The sequence below is a fragment of the Xanthomonas sp. 3307 genome (assembly GCF_014199735.1).
GTDB classification, from domain to species: Bacteria; Pseudomonadota; Gammaproteobacteria; order Xanthomonadales; family Xanthomonadaceae; genus Xanthomonas_A; species Xanthomonas_A rydalmerensis.
In genome coordinates this window covers 51,838-68,694 of sequence record NZ_JACHOG010000005.1, presented here as the reverse complement: position 1 = coordinate 68,694, position 16,857 = coordinate 51,838, and the positions used below count along the sequence as shown (strand labels likewise).

The 16,857-nt window shown below is 69.2% G+C and carries 13 protein-coding genes and 1 pseudogene; 7 read left to right on the top strand and 7 right to left on the bottom strand.

Annotation, left to right across the window (positions count from 1 at the left end; genetic code table 11):
• The 5 genes and pseudogenes from GGR64_RS20895 to GGR64_RS13265 form a co-directional block, all read right to left on the bottom strand.
• Positions 1–1,218, bottom strand: a pseudogene (locus tag GGR64_RS20895) (Ice nucleation protein); the annotation flags it as partial.
• Positions 1,219–1,888: 670 nt separating this feature from the next.
• Positions 1,889–2,137, bottom strand: a complete 249-nt coding sequence (locus tag GGR64_RS13280; protein ID WP_184447524.1) for a hypothetical protein — start codon at positions 2,135–2,137, stop codon at positions 1,889–1,891.
• Positions 2,127–4,475: an FdhF/YdeP family oxidoreductase gene (locus GGR64_RS13275; protein ID WP_184646439.1), complete on the bottom strand. Its 2,349-nt coding sequence runs from the start codon at positions 4,473–4,475 to the stop codon at positions 2,127–2,129. Before GGR64_RS13275 ends, GGR64_RS13280 begins: the two co-directional genes overlap by 11 nt.
• Positions 4,472–5,311, bottom strand: a complete 840-nt coding sequence (gene fdhD / locus GGR64_RS13270) for a formate dehydrogenase accessory sulfurtransferase FdhD (RefSeq protein ID WP_184646437.1) — start codon at positions 5,309–5,311, stop codon at positions 4,472–4,474. The genes GGR64_RS13275 and fdhD overlap by 4 nt, the downstream gene beginning before the upstream one ends.
• Before the next feature lie 15 nt (positions 5,312–5,326).
• Complete coding sequence (locus GGR64_RS13265) at positions 5,327–7,009, bottom strand: OFA family MFS transporter (protein WP_184646436.1); 1,683 nt, start codon at positions 7,007–7,009, stop codon at positions 5,327–5,329.
• A 301-nt stretch (positions 7,010–7,310) separates the two neighbouring features.
• On the opposite strand from GGR64_RS13265, the gene GGR64_RS13260 reads away from it, so the two are divergent.
• Both GGR64_RS13260 and GGR64_RS13255 read left to right on the top strand, forming a co-directional pair.
• The gene (locus tag GGR64_RS13260) at positions 7,311–7,901 is read left to right on the top strand and encodes a hypothetical protein (protein ID WP_160965809.1); all 591 of its coding nucleotides are present in this window, start codon (positions 7,311–7,313) and stop codon (positions 7,899–7,901) included.
• A gap of 238 nt (positions 7,902–8,139) precedes the next feature.
• A complete protein-coding gene (locus GGR64_RS13255; RefSeq protein ID WP_184646434.1) occupies positions 8,140–8,637 on the top strand; it encodes a DUF1203 domain-containing protein in 498 nt (165 codons plus the stop codon).
• A 180-nt stretch (positions 8,638–8,817) separates the two neighbouring features.
• Here GGR64_RS13255 and GGR64_RS13250 read toward each other — a convergent pair whose 3' ends face one another.
• Complete coding sequence (locus GGR64_RS13250) at positions 8,818–10,320, bottom strand: aldehyde dehydrogenase (RefSeq protein ID WP_184646432.1); 1,503 nt, start codon at positions 10,318–10,320, stop codon at positions 8,818–8,820.
• Positions 10,321–10,390: 70 nt separating this feature from the next.
• Positions 10,391–10,939, bottom strand: a complete 549-nt coding sequence (locus tag GGR64_RS13245) for a cupin domain-containing protein (RefSeq protein ID WP_184646430.1) — start codon at positions 10,937–10,939, stop codon at positions 10,391–10,393.
• Between the two features lie 200 nt (positions 10,940–11,139).
• On the opposite strand from GGR64_RS13245, the gene GGR64_RS13240 reads away from it, so the two are divergent.
• The 5 genes from GGR64_RS13240 (at position 11,140) to GGR64_RS13220 (ending at position 16,631) form a co-directional block, all read left to right on the top strand.
• Positions 11,140–12,516: an aspartate aminotransferase family protein gene (locus tag GGR64_RS13240; protein WP_260303019.1), complete on the top strand. Its 1,377-nt coding sequence runs from the start codon at positions 11,140–11,142 to the stop codon at positions 12,514–12,516.
• A gap of 67 nt (positions 12,517–12,583) precedes the next feature.
• Positions 12,584–13,696: an alanine dehydrogenase gene (gene ald / locus GGR64_RS13235; protein WP_184646428.1), complete on the top strand. Its 1,113-nt coding sequence runs from the start codon at positions 12,584–12,586 to the stop codon at positions 13,694–13,696.
• A 240-nt stretch (positions 13,697–13,936) separates the two neighbouring features.
• Positions 13,937–14,251: an EthD family reductase gene (locus tag GGR64_RS13230; RefSeq protein ID WP_160965799.1), complete on the top strand. Its 315-nt coding sequence runs from the start codon at positions 13,937–13,939 to the stop codon at positions 14,249–14,251.
• 150 nt (positions 14,252–14,401) lie between these two features.
• On the top strand, positions 14,402–15,241 hold the full coding sequence (locus GGR64_RS13225) for a plasmid replication/partition related protein (protein WP_184646426.1): 840 nt from the start codon (positions 14,402–14,404) through the stop codon (positions 15,239–15,241).
• A gap of 88 nt (positions 15,242–15,329) precedes the next feature.
• The gene (locus tag GGR64_RS13220) at positions 15,330–16,631 is read left to right on the top strand and encodes a DUF445 family protein (protein ID WP_260303018.1); all 1,302 of its coding nucleotides are present in this window, start codon (positions 15,330–15,332) and stop codon (positions 16,629–16,631) included.
• Positions 16,632–16,857 lie beyond the last annotated feature (226 nt).

The following is a 16,857-nucleotide window of genomic DNA, read 5'->3' as shown; positions in this document are numbered from 1 at the left end:
GTCGCTGCCCTGCCGCGCCGTTTGCGTGCTGCCGTAACCGGCCGTCAGCGAGCTGTCGCTGCCCGCGGTCTGGGTGCTGCCGTAGCCGGCGATCAACGTGCTGTCCGCGCCAGCGGTGCCCGTGCTGCCATAGCCGGCAGTGACGTCGCTGCCCTGCCGCGCGGTCTGCGTGCTGCCGTAACCGGCCGTCAGCGAGCTGTCGCTACCGGCGGTCTGAGTGCTGCCGTAGCCGGCGATCAACGTGCTGTCCGCGCCAGCGGTGCCCGTGCTGCCATAGCCGGCAGTGACGTCGCTGCCCTGCCGCGCGGTCTGCGTGCTGCCGTAACCGGCCGTCAGCGAACTGTCGCTACCCGAGGTCTGCGTACTGCCGTAGCCGGAGATCACGGCGCTGTCGGCACCCGTGGTCGCGGTACTGCCATAACCGGACGTCAGGCGGCTGCCTTCCTGCGCCGTCTGGGTGCTGCCATAGCCCGCAATGAGCGTGCTCCTGACGGCGGCGGTCTGGGTGCTGCCGTATCCGGCAAGGATGGAACTGTCGGATCCCGCGGTTCCGGTGCTGCCATAGCCGGCGATCAGATCGCTGTGGTCGCCGGCGGTTTCGGTACTGCCGTAGCCAGCGATCAGCCGGCTTTGGTCGGAGCCGGTGAGCGTACTGCCATAGACACCTGTTTCGGTCTTCCTTGCGACGGCGTCGTGGCGCGATGCACCAGGATTCGCCGCGATGACCGCGGCAACCGGGGCGACCGGTGTTGCCAAGTGCGGCGGGGTGGGCCAGTTGGGCTGGGTTCCCTGGGTTGCCTGGGTCGCCCGTGCAGACAGCGCCACCCCTGGGCTCGGCACGTCCGGCGATTCGGCGGACACCGCTGCCTGACTTGCCATCTCGTAGAACTGGATGTTGTGCGCAATATAGTCCAGCGCCTCGTTCCGATTCCCGACAAGCAGCACGGCCGCACGCGGGAACTTGATCATCCCCTCCTCTGGCAACTGCAGCGCGTCGCCGGCGTCGACTTCACAGACGACCCAGCGGGCATCGGCATGCGCACTCAGATGTGCCCAGTCCCCTCTTCCCCACAACAGGCCCGTCAGGCCGTTCTCGTGCAATCTGGACGGTTTCCAGTATCTGCATTCCACATAACCCGATATCGGCCAGATCAAGCCACAGTGATCGGCCATATTGTTGGCACATGTGCGCAACGCCAAAATCTTTCCAGTGATCATCGCATCATCCTCTTATGGGCATGAAAAACAGGATGTTTTCCCAGGACGAATCCGCGACCTGCAACGGAAAACGCTGCTGCATCGCATCCACTCCGGCTGCGACGGTCAATGGGCATGGCCACCGCCAGAGACGCCTGGCGAGGTACCTGCCGCATTTCCACGAAATGGGCGTGCGTCGTAACCGCAAAGCCACGCCGCCGCCTGGCAGAATCCGGATCTTGGCCTGGCCGCATGTTCGATCGGCTGCGCCGGCCCACTTCGTGGAAACAACCTGCAGCGTCGGATCCGGAATTCTCACGGATTGAGACAGGGAAAGACTTCCGCGCGCCAAACGCACTAAATCGCGACTGGATCACTTACCACGGGAAAGTATTAAAATTATATTTCCACGCGACGAGAATTGATTATCAATTTCCGCGTGCTTCTGTTAACGCAAAAAAAGAGATTTACTTGTTTCCGGAGCGACGGAGCTGGAGGCACGCAAGCGCAACGCGCTTTTCCAGATGGTGCGATGACCGCCCGCTGCAGATATGCCGGCAGTGCACACGTACCAATGTCGATATCCAAAGCCGATCGCCCGGTCGGGAGCGGGCCGCAGCACGCCCGCAGCGGAGCCGGCGGCGCAGCGTGCAGGTATTGGGAGGTATCTGAAGTAGCTGCCGCTTCGTGCTCAATGCGGCAGTTGTGCGCGACCTGCGGCAGTCAGCACCGCCAGCTCGCGTTCGCCCGCCCGTTCCACCCGCACCCAGCCCGGCCCCGCCTGCCCGGCGAGTTCGGCATCGCCCAGCCAGGCCAGGGTGCGCAACAACACGCTCATGCGCACGTCCAGCCGCTTGCACACCCGGGCCAGGGCCATGCCCTCCGGCGCCTCGGCCAGCAAGGGCAGCAGGCGCGCGGTCAGCAGCGGATCAGCGGACAAGCGCCACACCGATGTCGCGCGGGGCGGCCGCGGTGGCGTCGGCCAGATGCGCGGTGACCACCACCGGAATCGACTTGGAGGTGGGCGTGCGCGCCTCGTCGGCGAAGCTGGACAGGGGCACCAGCGCATTGGTCTCTGGGTAGTAGGCCGCCAGGCAGCCGCGCGGAATGTTGTACTCGACCAGCATGAAGCGCTTGGCCTGGCGCGGCACGCCGTCCTCGCACAGGCTGTGCAGGTCCACCCAGTCGCCCGCCCGCATGCCCAGGTCGGCGATGTCGGCGGCGTGGATGAACAGCACCCGGCGCTCGCCGAACACGCCGCGGTAGCGGTCGTCCAGGCCGTAGATGGTGGTGTTGTACTGGTCGTGCGAGCGCGTGGTGGCCAGGGTGAACACCAGCTCGCCCGGATGCTGCCGGCGCGCGCGGTGGATCGGGTTGTCGGTGGGCACCGCATGCGGCTTGAACACCGCGCGGCCCTCGGGCGTGTCCCACACGCGATCGCGTGCGCCATTGGACAGGCGGAAGCCGCCCGGCACCCGCACCCGCGCGTTGAAGTCGGCGAAGTCGTCGAACATCTGCGCGATCAGGTCGCGGATGCGATCGTAGTCGGCCACCAGCCAGCGCCAGCGCACCGTGCTGCGCGCACCGAGCGTGGCCTCGGCGAGGCCCGCCACGATCGCCGGCTCGGACAGCAACTGCGGCGAGGCCGGCGGATTGATGCCGCCGGACAGGTGCACCATGCTCATCGAATCCTCGACGCTGACGTGCTGCGGTCCGCCCTCCTGGATGTCGATCTCGGTGCGGCCCAGGCACGGCAGGATCAGCGCGTCGCGCCCGTGCACCAGGTGGCTGCGGTTGAGCTTGGTGGTGACGTGAACGGTCAATTCGCAACGGCGCAGCGCGCGATGGGTGGCATCGGTATCGGGCGTGGCGGTGGCGAAATTGCCGCCCATGGCGAAGAACACCTTGGCGCGGCCGTCGGCCATCGCCTCGATCGCACCGACCGTGTCGTAGCCGGGCGCGCGCGGCGGGGCGAAGCCGAACACCTTCTGCAGCCGGTCCAGGAACGCCTGTGGCGGCTGCTCGTAGATCATCATGGTGCGGTCGCCCTGCACGTTGCTGTGGCCGCGCACCGGGCACAGGCCGGCGCCGGGGCGGCCGAGGTGGCCGCGCAGCAGCAGCAGGTTGGCGATCATCTGGATGGTCGCCACCGAATGCTTGTGCTGGGTGATGCCCATGCCCCAGCAGGCGATCAGCCGCTCGGCCTTGAGGTAGATCTCGCCGGCCTTGCGCAGTGCGGCCTCGCTCAGCCCGGATTCCTCGACGATGGTGTCCCACGGCTCGGCCGCGACCTCGGCGGCGAAGGCCTCGAAGCCGGCGGTGTGGCGGTCGATGAACTCCATGTCCAGCAGCCGCGGCTGGCCGCCACTGGCCGCCTCGGCATCGCGCTCCAGCACATGCTTGATGATGCCCTTGACCGCGGCCAGGTCGCCGCCGATCTTCAGCTGGAAATAGTCCGAGGAGATGCGCGTGGAGCCGTTGTGCAGCATCTCCAGCTTGTCCTGCGGATCGGCGAATTTCTCCAGGCCACGTTCGCGCAACGGGTTGAACGAGACGATCGCCGCGCCACGTTTGGCCGCCTGGCGCAGTTCGCCGAGCATGCGCGGATGGTTGGTGCCCGGGTTCTGGCCGAAGATGAAGATGGCATCGGCCAGCTCGAAATCCTGCAGCGAGACGGTGCCCTTGCCGACCCCGATCTGCGCCTTGAGCGCAGTGCCGGACGGCTCGTGGCACATGTTGGAGCAGTCCGGGAAGTTGTTGGTGCCGAACTCGCGCACGAACAGCTGGTACAGGAACGCGGCTTCGTTGCTGGTGCGGCCGGAGGTGTAGAAGATCGCCTCGTCCGGCGAGGCCAAGCCATTGAGGTGCTGGGCGATCAGCGCGAACGCCGCATCCCAGTCGATCGGCACGTAGTGATCGGTGTCGGCGTCGTAGCGCAGCGGCTGGGTCAGCCGGCCCTGCCCTTCCAGCCAGTAGTCGCTGTAGCGCGCCAGTTGCGCGACGCTGTGCTGGGCGAACAGCTCCGGGGTAGCGCGGCGTGCGGTGGATTCGGCGGCCACCGCCTTGGCGCCGTTCTCGCAGAACTCGAACGTGGAGGTGTGGTCGCGGTCGGGCCAGGCGCAACCGGGACAGTCGAAGCCGTCGGGCTGGTTGGCGTGCAGCAGGGTCTTGGCCCCCTGCACCGCCACGTCCTGCTCCATCAGGTGCTTGGCCACGGCGCGCAGCGCGCCCCAACCGCCGGCCGGTTGCGTGTACGGCTGGATGGTCTTCTTGCTCATGCGGGCTCTCCGGCGGGTTCGGTCTGCGCTAGGCGCTGCGGATGGCTGTAGACGACGTAATCGTGATCGCGGGCGAAGCCGATCAGGGTCAGGCCGGCGCTGTCGGCGAGCGCGACGGCCAGCGCGGTGGGTGCGGAAATGGCGGCCAGCAGCGGGATGCCGGCCTGGGTGGCCTTCAGCGCCATCTCGTAGCTGGCGCGGCTGGTCACCACGGCGAAGCCGGCGCCGGGATCGAGACCGGCGCCGACCAATGCGCCGATCAGCTTGTCCAGCGCGTTATGGCGGCCGACGTCTTCGCGGATCAGTTGCAGGTCGCCCTGCGCATCGGCCCAGGCGGCGGCATGGGTGGCGCCGGTCAGCGCGTTGAGGGTCTGCCGCGCGCGCAAGGCTCGCAAAGCGCGGGCCAGCGCCGCGGCCACGATGGGCGCGCCGGCCGGCACCGGCCGCGGCGCGCGCAGCACCGCCTCCAGCGACTCGCTGCCGCACACCCCGCAGCCGCTGCGCCCATCGAGGTTGCGGCGCCGCGCCTGCAGGGCGGTGGCCTGCGCCGGCGGGATCCGCAGGCGCAGCGACACGCCCTCCAGATAAGTCTCCACCGCCTCGATGCGCAACTGCGCCGGCGTCTCGACGATGCCCTCGCTGAGCGAGAAGCCCAGCGCGAAATCCTCCAGGTCTTCCGGCGTGGCCATCATCACCACGAACGGCGTGTCGTTGTAGGCGAACGCCACCGGCACCTCGGCCGCCACCAGGTCCTGGGCGATGGTCGTGCGCCCGTCGCGATGGCGGTGCACGCCGCGCGCGACCGCACCTGGCCTGGATGACGCACCCGAATACATCGCGATTCTCCGGATTCAGTGGAACAGCACGAACGCTTTCTGCAGGGTGACCCAGATGCCCCACAGCATCGGCAGCCCGACCGCCAGCCAGGCCAGCGCCAGCAGCAGCGGATTGCCGCCGCGGCCGACCAGCGCCAGCTGCGCCGCATCCGGCGACGCCTGCCCGCTGCGGCCGACCCGCTCGTGGGCCAGCAGCTTCTCCGCGGCCAGCTCCTCCGGGGTCATGAAGTGCCTGGCCGCCACCGGCCGTACCAGCAGGTTGCAGATCAGGCCCAGCACCAGCATCCCCGCCAGGATGTACATGGTGGTGTTGTACACCTGTGAGGGCGGCACGCCCATGCCCAACTGGTACTCGCGCATGTAGCCGACCACCACCGGGCCGAGGATGCCGGCGGTGGCCCAGGCGGTCAGCAGGCGGCCGTGGATGGCGCCGACCATCTGCGTGCCGAACAGGTCGGCCAGGTACGCGGGGATGGTGGCGAAGCCGCCGCCGTACATCGACACGATCACGCAGAAGATGCCCACGAACAGCGCAGTGCCGCCGAGCTTGCCGGCCCACGGCGCCGCCGCGTACAGGGCGATGCCGAGCACGAAGAACAGCGAGTAGGTGTGCTTGCGGCCGAGCTTGTCGGACATGCTGGCCCAGAAGAAGCGCCCGCCGATGTTGAACAGGCTGAGCAGGCCGGTGAAGCCGGCGGCGATGGCGGCAATGGCGGCCAGTTGCGTGGGATCGAGGCTGGCGAAGCCGGCGTTCACGCCGATCAGGCGGCCGCCGAACACCTCCTGCAGCATCGGCGAGGCCATGCCGATCACGCCGATGCCGGCCGACACGTTCAGGCACAGCACGCCCCACAGCAGCCAGAACTGCGGGATGCCCCAGACCTTGCGCACGTGCACGTGGTTCGCGGTGATCATGGCGTTGGCGCTGGCGGTCGGCGCGCTCCAGCCGGCCGGGGTCCAGCCGCTGGGGGGCACCCGGTAACCGAACGCGCCGGCCATCATGAACACGAAGTACAGGCCAGCCATGACCAGGAAGGTTTCCTTCACCCCCACCGAGCCGGGGCCGGCGAAATGCCGCATCAGCGCGTCGGCCAGCGGGCTGCCGATCATCGCGCCGCCGCCGAAGCCCATGATCGCCATGCCGGTGGCCATGCCGCGACGGTCCGGGAACCATTTGATCAGCGTGGACACCGGCGAGATGTAGCCCAGCCCCAGGCCGATGCCGCCGATCACGCCCGAGCCCAGCCACAGCAGCCAGATCTGGTGCAGGTGGATGCCCAGCGCCGAGATCACCAGCCCGCCACACCAGCACAGCGCCGCGACCACGCCGGCCTTGCGCGGGCCGGCGCGTTCCAGCCAGCCGCCCCACAGCGCCGCCGAGCAACCCAGCAACACGAAGAACAGCGTGTACATCCACTGCAGTTCGCTGATCTTCCAGTCGCAGCTGGCCGAGACGATGCGCGCCAGGAAGCCCATGTCGGCCGGGCAGGCCACCGCCTCAGTGATGCCCAGCGCCTTGGACAGCGGCAGCCAGAACACGCTGAAGCCATAGGCCATGCCGATGCACAGGTGGATCGCCAATGCCGCAGGCGGCACCAGCCAGCGGTTGAAGCCCGGCCCGGCAACGATGCGTTCCTTCGAGAGCAGGCCGGCACGATCGGTCGGCGCGGAACCGGCAACGCGGTGCAAGTCGTTCATCTGGTGTCCCCTCGGATGCGTCGGCGCCCTGGGTGCGGATGACGTGCCGGCGGCCTCTGCACGATGCCGCCTGCGAACGGCCCGCCGACGCGCGACCGCACGCGCCGAGCGTAGTACAAAACGCGCAGTGGTGCCGCGCCATCGGCCGGAAGTGTGCGGCTCGCCAATCCTTGTGCGGCGCACGACCGCCGGGCGCGGCCCCCGCCGATCCGCCAGCGCACGCGACGCCGGCCAATGCGCGATTCCGCCGGAGCCTGCCCGGTCGGTTAGGCTTGCGCCCCCTTGCCTGCGAAATCGTCCCATGCCCCTTCCCTACCGCTTCGGCCTCGCCGCCAGCCTGCTGCTCGCCAGCCACCTCGCCCACGCCGCCGCACTGCCCACCGATGTGCTGCGTCAGGTGCCGTCCGGCTACCAGCCGCTGGCGCAGTTGCAGGCCGATCTCGATGGCGACGGCCGTGCCGACTACCTGGTCGCGTTGCAGCAGCGCGGCGAAGCGCAGCGCGATCCGGCCCCGGCACGACCGCTGCTGATCTTCGTGCAACTGGCAGACGGCCACTACCGGCTGGCGGCGCGCAACGACCATGTGATCCTCAAGCGCGACCAGGGCGGCCAGTGCGATCCGTTCGATCCCGACGAGGATCCGTTCGCCGCCAAGGGCCGCTACTTCACCGTGCAGAACGGGGTGTCCTGCGGCCAGCACTGGACCGACTTCATCACCTTCCGCTACGACCCGCAGCGCAAGCAGTGGCTGTTCCACAAGCGCATCCAGCAGCGCTGGGAAATGAACCCCAATCCCACGCCCGACGCCGAGGCGCTGGTCAAGGACGGCGACAAGGTGCAGTCGGCCGATCCGAAGCATCCGGTCGGCTTCGCCGACTACGTCCCGCGCTGAGGCGGGAACGCGCCATCGGCAGGCCGCGCCGTCGTTATCGACACGCGCGGCCTGTCCAAGTACCGAAGCGGCGACGCACCGCCACGGTGGCGCGTCATCGCCCTCCGTGCATGCGGCTTGCCCCGATGCTGTGTCACGCGCCGGTCCCGGCGCCGAACGAATGCCGCGTCCGAATGCGGCCAGCGCGCCGTCGCGGTGACCGGCACGCTGCGCGCTCCAATCCGTTCCTGGAGCTCCCATGTCCAGCTTCCGTTGTGTCGGCCTGCCGGCCGCGCCGTTCGCCGCCCTGTTCGACCTCGACGACGCCCAACTGCAGGCACGCCACGCGCAACGGCTCCACGCCGACAGCGCGCTAGGTTATCCCTGCAGGATCAGCCTGGAGGACGCACGGCCCGGCGAGGAACTGCTGTTGCTGCACTATCTGCATCAACCCGCGCAGACGCCGTACCGCGCCGCCGGCCCGATCTACGTGCGCCGCCATGTCGTCACCGCCGCACCGGCGCCGGGCGAGGTGCCCGATGCCATCGTCCGCCGCCTGATCTCGCTGCGCGGCTACGATGCCCGCGACATGCTGATCACCGCCGACGTGCAACCGGGCGAACGCATCGCCACCGCGATCGCCTGCGCCTTCGCCGACCCGCAGGTGCGCTACCTGCATCTGCATCATGCGCGGCAAGGCTGTTTTGCGTGCCGGGTGGATCGGGAGCCGGGATTGGGGAGTCGGGATTGGGGATGATTGGCTGTACTGCGACCTGGAGCACCGCTGTCGTTTCGGGAACACCGCCGTCGTTGTAGGAGCGGCTTCAGCCGCGATGGCGTTACCGGAAACGCCTGTCGCGGCTGAAGCCGCTCCTACCACATCCGCGCCCGTAGCTGCGCTTTTGACCAATCCCCAATCCCGACTCCCCAATCCCCGCTACTCAGCCAGATTGATCCAGGTCGCCTTCATCTCCGTGTACTTGTCGAAGGCATGCAGCGACTTGTCGCGGCCGTTGCCCGATTGCTTGTAGCCGCCGAACGGGGCGGTCATGTCGCCGCCGTCCCAGTAGTTCACCCACACGCTGCCGGCGCGCAGCTTGCGCGCCACACGGTGCGCGCGGCCGATGTCGCGGGTCCACACGCCCGCCGCCAGGCCGTAGTCGCTGTCGTTGGCCATGCGCAGGGCGTGCGCCTCGTCGTCGAAGGCGATCACCGACAGCACCGGGCCGAAGATTTCCTCGCGGGCGATGGTGTGTTCGTGGCCGACCTCGTCGAAGATGGTCGGCTCCACGTAGCAGCCGCCGGGCACCACCTCCACGCGCTTGCCACCGAGCAGCAGGCGCGCGCCTTCGGCGTTGCCGCGGGCGATGTAGTCGAGCACGCGGTGGGTCTGGGTCTCGTCCACCAACGCGCCCATGGTCGCGTCGTCGTCGAACGGATGCCGCGGCTGCAGCGCGCGGCCGGCGGCGACCACGCGCTCGACGAAGTTGTCCTTGATCGAGCGCTCCACCAGCAGACGCGAGGCCGCGGTGCAGACTTCGCCCTGGTTGTAGAAGATCGCCGCGGCCGCCGCCTGCGCCGCCTGTTCCAGGTCCGGCGCATCGGCGAACACCAGGTTCGGGCTCTTGCCGCCGCATTCCATGTACGCGCGTTTCATATTCGATAGCCCGGCGCACTGCAGCAGGCGCCGACCGACCGCGGTGGAGCCGGTGAACACCAGCCCGTCCACGTCCATGTGCAGCGCCAGCGGCTCGCCGGCGCCCTTGCCGAAGCCCGGCACCACGTTGAATACGCCGTCGGGTATGCCGGCTTCGGCCACCAGCTCGGCCAGGCGCAGCGCGCTCAGCGGCGATTTTTCCGACGGCTTGAGCACCACCGAGTTGCCCGCGGCCAGCGCCGGCGCGATCTTCCATGCCGCCATCAGCAACGGGAAATTCCACGGCACGATCGCGCCGACCACGCCCAGCGGCTCGCGGGTGATCAAACCCAGTTCGTCCTGCCCGGTCGGCGCCACTTCGCCGTACAGCTTGTCCACCGCCTCGGCGGTCCAGGACAGGCAACGCACCGTCGCCGCCAGGTCGACCCGGCGCGCATCGCGCACCGGCTTGCCCATGTCCAGCGACTCCAGCAAGGCCAGTTCGTCGGCGTGGCGTTCGACCAACTGCGCCAGCGCCAGCAGGGTCTTCTTGCGCTGCGCCGGCTTGGCCTGCGACCAGTGCCCGGCCTCGAAGCTGCGCCGTGCCGCGGCGACCGCGCGGTCGATGTCCTCGGCCTCGCCCTCGGCGACGCGGCCGAGCAGGCGGCCATCGATCGGGCTGATGCAGTCGAAGGTCTTGCCGCTGGCGGCATCCACGTAGCGGCCGTCGATGAAGGCCTGGGTCCGCGGACGCAGCGTGTCGGCCATCGCCTGCCAGGCGTCGCGGGTGCGGGGTGCGGTCATCGGGAACTCCTGCTGCGAAGGAAGGATCGGAAGAACGCGACGGCCAGCGGCGGCGCGGTGCGCATGCGGCTCAGAACGTGGCCGGCGTATTGGCGCTGACCAGCACCGCGGTCTCGCTGCCGACGTTGCGGAACCGGTGCGGCACCCGGCTCTCGAAATAGTAGCCCTCGCCGGCGCGCAGCACCCGCACCTGGCTGCCGACGGTGATCTCCACTTCGCCGGCCACCACCACCCCGCCCTCTTCGCCGTCGTGCACCAGCATCGCACTGCCGGTGTCGCTGCCGGGCGGCATCACTTCGCGCAGGATGCACATCTGCCGCTGCGGGCGATGCCGGCCGACCAGGTAGTAGTGGATACCGTCGCTGCCGACGTCGGGCAATTCGTCGGCGCGGTAGAACGGCACATCGGCCGCGCCGGCGTCCAGGTCCTGGGTGAAGAATTCGGCCAGCGAGATCGGGATGCCGTCCAGCACCTTCTTCAGCGAACTGACCGACGGGCTGACCTTGTTCTGCTCGATCAACGAGATGGTGCTGTTGGTCACGCCCACCCGCTTGGCCAGCTCACGCTGGCTCAGGCCGTGGGCGGTGCGAACCCGGTGCAGGCGGGCGCCGATATCCATCGCGAATGGGAATCGCCAGTGGCGGTGTTGCCGGATACTTTACACACCCGCCCCAGGCGGTCAATTTCGCGCGGCGCGCCCGTGCTGCGGCGCAACCGGGAAACGCCTGCAGCAATCGCGCGAACGGCGACACGCCGAGTCACACCCGGCGCGCCAGCATGGTGTAAAGTTTTTTCAACATCCCTCGCGTGGAGCCTGCGATGCGCCCTCAGCCGCCCCTCTCGCCCCAGGCGCTGTCCGACCACTACGCCGCGCAGGCCACCCGCGAGCCGGACACGCTGGAGGCGTTCTGGATGCCGTTCACCGCCAACCGCCAGTTCAAGGCACGGCCGCGGCTGCTGGCCTCGGCCGAGGGCATGCACTACCGCAGCGTGGACGGGCGCCAGATCCTCGACGGCACCGCCGGGCTGTGGTGCTGCAACGCCGGCCACGCGCGACCGCGCATCGTCGAGGCGGTGGCGCGGCAGATCGCCACACTGGATTTCGCCCCCACCTTCCAGATGGGCTCGCCGCTGCCGTTCGTGCTCGCCGAACGACTGGTGGAACTGTCGCCGCCGGGCCTGGACCACGTGTTCTACACTAACTCCGGCTCCGAGTCGGTGGATACCGCGCTGAAGATCGCACTGGCCTACCACCGCGCCCGTGGCGAGGGCCAGCGTACCCGCTTCATCGGCCGCGAGAAGGGCTACCACGGGGTCGGCTTCGGCGGCATCTCGGTCGGCGGCCTGCCGAACAATCGCAAGGCGTTCGGTCCGCTGCTGCCCGGCATGGACCATCTGCGACACACGCTCGATCTGGAGCGCAACGCATTCTCGCGCGGCCTGCCGACGCATGGCGCCGAACTGGCCGAGGATCTGGAGCGGCTGGTGACGCTGCACGATGCGTCCACCATCGCCGCGGTGATCATCGAGCCGATCTCCGGCTCGGCCGGGGTGGTGCTGCCGCCGCACGGCTACCTGCAGCGCATCCGCGAACTGTGCGACAAGCACGGCATCGTGCTGATCTTCGACGAGGTCATCACCGGCTACGGCCGCGTCGGCCACGCCTTCGCCGCGCAACGCTTCGGGGTGACCCCGGACATGATCACCACCGCCAAGGGGCTGACCAACGGCTGCGTGCCGATGGGCGCGGTGTTCGTGTCCCACGCCATCCACGCGGCGTTCGCGCATGGCCCGGCCAACGCCATCGACCTGTTCCACGGCTACACCTACTCCGGCCATCCGCTGGCCTGCGCCGCGGCGCTGGCGACGCTGGACACCTATGCCGAAGAGCAACTGTTCGACAAGGCGATCGAACTGGGCCCGGTGTGGGAGGAAGCGATCCACGCGCTGCGCGATCTGCCGCACGTCATCGACATCCGCAACTTCGGCCTGATCGGCGCGATCGAACTGGCGCCGCGCAAGGGCGCGCCCGGGGCGCGCGCCTACGAGATCTTCGAGCGCTGCTTCCACGAGGGCGACCTGCTGATCCGCGTCACCGGCGACACCATCGCGCTGTCGCCGCCGCTGATCGTCGAGCCTACCCACATCGAGCGCATGTTCGCGGTGCTGGCGGACATGATCCGCAGCACGCCCTGACCCCACCCTCATCCACCAACCCACCGCCTGCGCTCCCCACGCGCCGCGTCTGCCTGGAGAACCGCTCATGCTGGTCGGCGTTCCGAAAGAGATCAAGAACCACGAGTACCGGATCGGGCTGACCCCGTCCGGGGTCCGCGAGCTGGTGCTGCACGGCCATCAGGTGCTGGTGCAGCGCGGCGGCGGCCAGGCCATCGGCCTGACCGATGCCGACTACGAACGCGCCGGCGCGCGCATCGCCGAGGATGCGGCCAGCGTGTTCGCGCAGGCCGAGATGATCGTCAAGGTCAAGGAACCGCAGCCCGAGGAATGCGCGCTGCTGCGCCCCGGGCAATTGCTGTTCACCTATCTGCACTTGGCGCCGGATCCGCAGCAGGCCGCGGCACTGCAGCGCTCCGGCTGCACCGCCATCGCCTACGAGACCGTCACCGACGGCCACGGCGGCCTGCCGTTGCTGGCGCCGATGAGCGAGGTCGCCGGGCGCATGGCGATCCAGGCCGGCGCGCATGCGCTGGAGAAGGCGCAGGGCGGCTCCGGCGTGCTGCTCGGCGGCGTGCCCGGGGTCGCGCCGGCGCAGGTGCTGGTGATCGGGGGCGGCGTAGTCGGCATCAACGCCGCACGCATGGCGATGGGCCTGCACGCGCGCGTGACCGTGCTGGATCGCTCGCTGGAGCGGCTCAAGTACCTGGACGAACTCTACGGCCAGCAGCTGACCACGCTGTACTCCACCCGCGATGCGATCGAGCAGTGCCTGCCGCACACCGACCTGGTGATCGGCGCGGTGCTGATCCCCGGCGCGGCCGCGCCCAAGTTGGTGTCGCGCGAACAATTGGCGCTGCTGCGGCCCGGCTCGGTGCTGGTGGACGTGGCCATCGACCAGGGCGGCTGCTTCGAGACCAGCCACGCGACCACGCACCAGCAGCCGACCTACGAGGTCGACGGCATCGTCCATTACTGCGTGGCCAACATGCCCGGCGGCGTGGCCCGCACCTCCACCTTCGCCCTGACCAACGCCACCCTGCCGTTCGTGCTGCTGCTGGCCGAACACGGCCTGCAGGCGCTGCGCGACGACCAGGACCTGCGCAACGGCCTCAACGTGCACGCCGGCAAACTCACCCACCGTGCGGTGGCGCAGGCGCTGGGCCAGGACTTCGTGCGGCCGCTGGACGCGCTGGGCTGACGGTTGCCTGTGAGGCCGGGAATGGAGAATCAGAAATAGGGAATCGAAAAAGCACCGCAGCGCGCGCATTTGGCAATCAGTCAGCCGCATCGCTTGCTCTTGCTCTTGCTGTTGCCATTCGCCATTCCCCATTCCCGGCCCAACGCCCGCCGCATCGCAACACATGCAGCCGGAGCCGGGTGTAGCCTTGCGCCACCCCGGCATCCGGCCGGGGGCTACCGCCGCCACAGGAGACGCTCCATGATCAAGGTCAGCGTGATGTACCCGTACACGCCAGGCGCCCGCTTCGACCATGCCTACTACCGCGACACGCACATGCCGCTGGTGCAGGCGCGCATGGGCGCGGCCTGCCGCGGCTACACGGTCGACAAGGGCCTGTCCGGCGGCACCCCCGGCAGCGATCCGACCTATGTCGGCATGTGCCATATCTTCAGCGACTCGGTGGAGGCGTTCCAGGCCGGCTTCGGCCCGCACGCGGAGGAGATCCTCGCCGACATCGCCAACTACACCGACCTGACGCCGGTGATGCAGATCAGCGAGGTGGTGGTGGGGTGAGGCTCGCGGCGCGAGCCGAGATTGGGCATTCGGGATTGGGGGATTGGCAACAGCACGCAGATTTGCGCATTTGCAAATCCCGAATCCGCCAATCCCCAATCCCGGCCCTCTACAATGCCGCCCCCACTGCCACACCGTGCCGCCCCGTTGATGAACATCGTTGTCAAAGAAGACCTCAAGGCCTACATCGATCCGCTGACCGCCGACGAGTACGCCGCCCTGGAACGCAGCCTGCTGGCCGAGGGCTGCCGCGATGCGCTGGTGCTGTGGGGCGACATCCTGGTCGACGGACACAACCGCTACGGCATCTGCCAGAAGCACGACCTGCCGTTCCAGACCGTGCAGAACACCCGCTTCCAGTCGCTGCAGGACGTGCACCTGTGGATGATCGACCAGCACCTGGGCCGGCGCAGCGTCTCCGATTTCCAGCGCGGCGTGCTGGCGCTGCGCAAGCGCGAGATCCTCGCCGAGCGACGCGCCGCTGCGGCTGCTGCGGACGCACCCGCTGCCGACGTCGCCGACCCGGAGGCTGCCGCCGAGGCCGCGAGCGATACCGACACACCGCCTTGGGCCGACGCACCGGCACCCTTGAGCCGCGCCGAGCTGGCGCGCGTGGCACGGCTCAGCAACAGCCAGGTGGTGCAGATCGAGAAGATCCAGAAGCAGGCCGCCGCCGAGGTGGTGGAAGCGGTCAAGTCCGGCGCGATCTCGATCAATGCCGCCGCGGCGGTGGCCAGCCTGCCCGAGGAGGAACAGCGCGCCGCGGCCATGGCCGGCAAGGACGAACTGAAGCAGGCCGCCAAGCGCGCCCGCGAGTCCAAGCGCAAGCCCAAGCAGGCGCCGCCGGCCGCCGCCGAAGACACGGCCCCGGCAGCGGACACCGATGGCGACGCGACGCTGGCGTTGCGCCAGCGCGTGGCCGACCTTGAGGCCGAAAACCAGGCGCTGCGCGAGGAAGTGGCGGCACTGCGCGCACAGTTGTCGGGCTGATCCACGCACAGGCGCTCGTCGCCACAGTCCGCCGCGGGGTGCGCGCCCATGCAGCCGCGCTCACCGCACACTGCGTAGACTCGCCCGCATGAGCGCGTCTCCCAACCTGCCCCTGCCCCCCGATCCGCGCCGTGCGCAACTGCGGCGCATGAAGCTGCTGGCCGCGCTGTTGCTGCTGGCGATGCTGTGCGGCTTCCTGCTCAGCCATGCCATGGGCCTGCACGGCGTGTGGGCCTGGGTCGGCGCGTTCTGCGAAGCGGCCACGGTCGGCGCGCTGGCCGACTGGTTCGCGGTGGTGGCGCTGTTCCGGCATCCGCTGGGCCTGCCGATTCCGCACACCGCGATCATCCCGCACAGCAAGGCGCGCATCGCCGACAGCCTGGCGGTGTTCGTGCGCGACCAGTTCCTGGAACCGGGCGCGCTGCTGGCCAAGCTCAACGCCTTCGATCCCGCGGCGCGGCTGGGCCAGTGGCTGGCCGAACCGGCGCAGTCGGCACGGCTGGCCGATCTCGCCCGCGGCTGGGCGCTGCAGGCCCTGGATCTGCTGGACGAGGCCGCGGTGCGGCGCCGCATCCATGGCTTCGTGGTGGCGCGGCTGCGCGACTGGGATGCCGCCGCCACCGCCGGCGAGCTGCTCGGCCTACTTACCGCCGATGGCCGCCACCAGGCGCTGCTGGACGAAGCGCTGACCCGGCTCGGCCGGCACCTGGACGATGCCGCGGTGAAGCAGCGGGTGTCGGCGATGATCGTCAAGTACGCGCGCCGCGAGTGGCCCAAGCTGGTCGGCACCGTGGAATGGGTGAAGCCGGTCGAGGGCATCGCCGACACCCTCGCCGAGCGCCTGGCGCACGCGCTGCTGGAAGAACTGCAGGACGTGCTGTCGCAGCCGCAGCACCCGCTGCGCCAGGACTACGAACGCTGGCTGGGCGGCTACGTGCAGCAGCTGCGCGCCGACCCGGCCACGGCCGCCAAGGTGCAGGCGATGAAACAGCGCCTGATCGAGCACCCCGGCGTGCAGGAGTACGTGCAGGGGCTGTGGGACCAGATCCACAGCGCGCTGCGCGAGGACCTGTCGCGCCAGGATGGCGCGCTGGTGCAGCACCTGCAGCGCGCCCTCGGCGCGCTCGGCCAGTCGCTGTCGCAGGATCCGGCCCTGCGCGAAGCGCTCAACCAGCACCTGCTCGGTGGCGCCGAGCGGCTGACCCAGCGCCTGCGCAGCGGCGTCACCGAGCACATCGCGCAGACCGTGAAGGGTTGGGACGAACGCCACTTGGTCGAGCAACTGGAACTGAGCGTGGGCCGCGACCTGCAGTACATCCGCTTCAACGGCACCCTGGTCGGCGGGCTGATCGGCCTGGCGCTGCACGCTGCCGTCACATTGCTTGGCTGAGCGTGGATGGCGAGGATGCAATGCCACGCTTGCGCGATCGACCACGCGCCGACACGCGATGCGAGGCAGACACAGCGTGCCGCGGACCGCTCGCCCGCGACACACCGTGCCATCCACGCAGCAAGGTGTAGACACGCCGAGGCTCTTTCGTCGCCAGGGCTGGCGTGACCGCAGCACCCGCGCTAGCGTTGGGGCACGGCCCGCGGAACGTTCGCCATCACTGTGA

Coding starts and splice junctions, on each gene's coding strand:
- GGR64_RS13265 (WP_184646436.1), bottom strand. CDS start 7,009: ATGAACGACTTGCACCGCGTTGCCGGTTCCGCGCCGACCGATCGTGCC.
- ald (WP_184646428.1), top strand. CDS start 12,584: ATGCTGGTCGGCGTTCCGAAAGAGATCAAGAACCACGAGTACCGGATC.
- GGR64_RS13260 (WP_160965809.1), top strand. CDS start 7,311: ATGCCCCTTCCCTACCGCTTCGGCCTCGCCGCCAGCCTGCTGCTCGCC.
- GGR64_RS13230 (WP_160965799.1), top strand. CDS start 13,937: ATGATCAAGGTCAGCGTGATGTACCCGTACACGCCAGGCGCCCGCTTC.
- GGR64_RS13245 (WP_184646430.1), bottom strand. CDS start 10,939: ATGGATATCGGCGCCCGCCTGCACCGGGTTCGCACCGCCCACGGCCTG.
- GGR64_RS13250 (WP_184646432.1), bottom strand. CDS start 10,320: ATGACCGCACCCCGCACCCGCGACGCCTGGCAGGCGATGGCCGACACG.
- GGR64_RS13240 (WP_260303019.1), top strand. CDS start 11,140: ATGCGCCCTCAGCCGCCCCTCTCGCCCCAGGCGCTGTCCGACCACTAC.
- fdhD (WP_184646437.1), bottom strand. CDS start 5,311: ATGTATTCGGGTGCGTCATCCAGGCCAGGTGCGGTCGCGCGCGGCGTG.
- GGR64_RS13255 (WP_184646434.1), top strand. CDS start 8,140: ATGTCCAGCTTCCGTTGTGTCGGCCTGCCGGCCGCGCCGTTCGCCGCC.
- GGR64_RS13225 (WP_184646426.1), top strand. CDS start 14,402: ATGAACATCGTTGTCAAAGAAGACCTCAAGGCCTACATCGATCCGCTG.
- GGR64_RS13220 (WP_260303018.1), top strand. CDS start 15,330: ATGAGCGCGTCTCCCAACCTGCCCCTGCCCCCCGATCCGCGCCGTGCG.
- GGR64_RS13275 (WP_184646439.1), bottom strand. CDS start 4,475: ATGAGCAAGAAGACCATCCAGCCGTACACGCAACCGGCCGGCGGTTGG.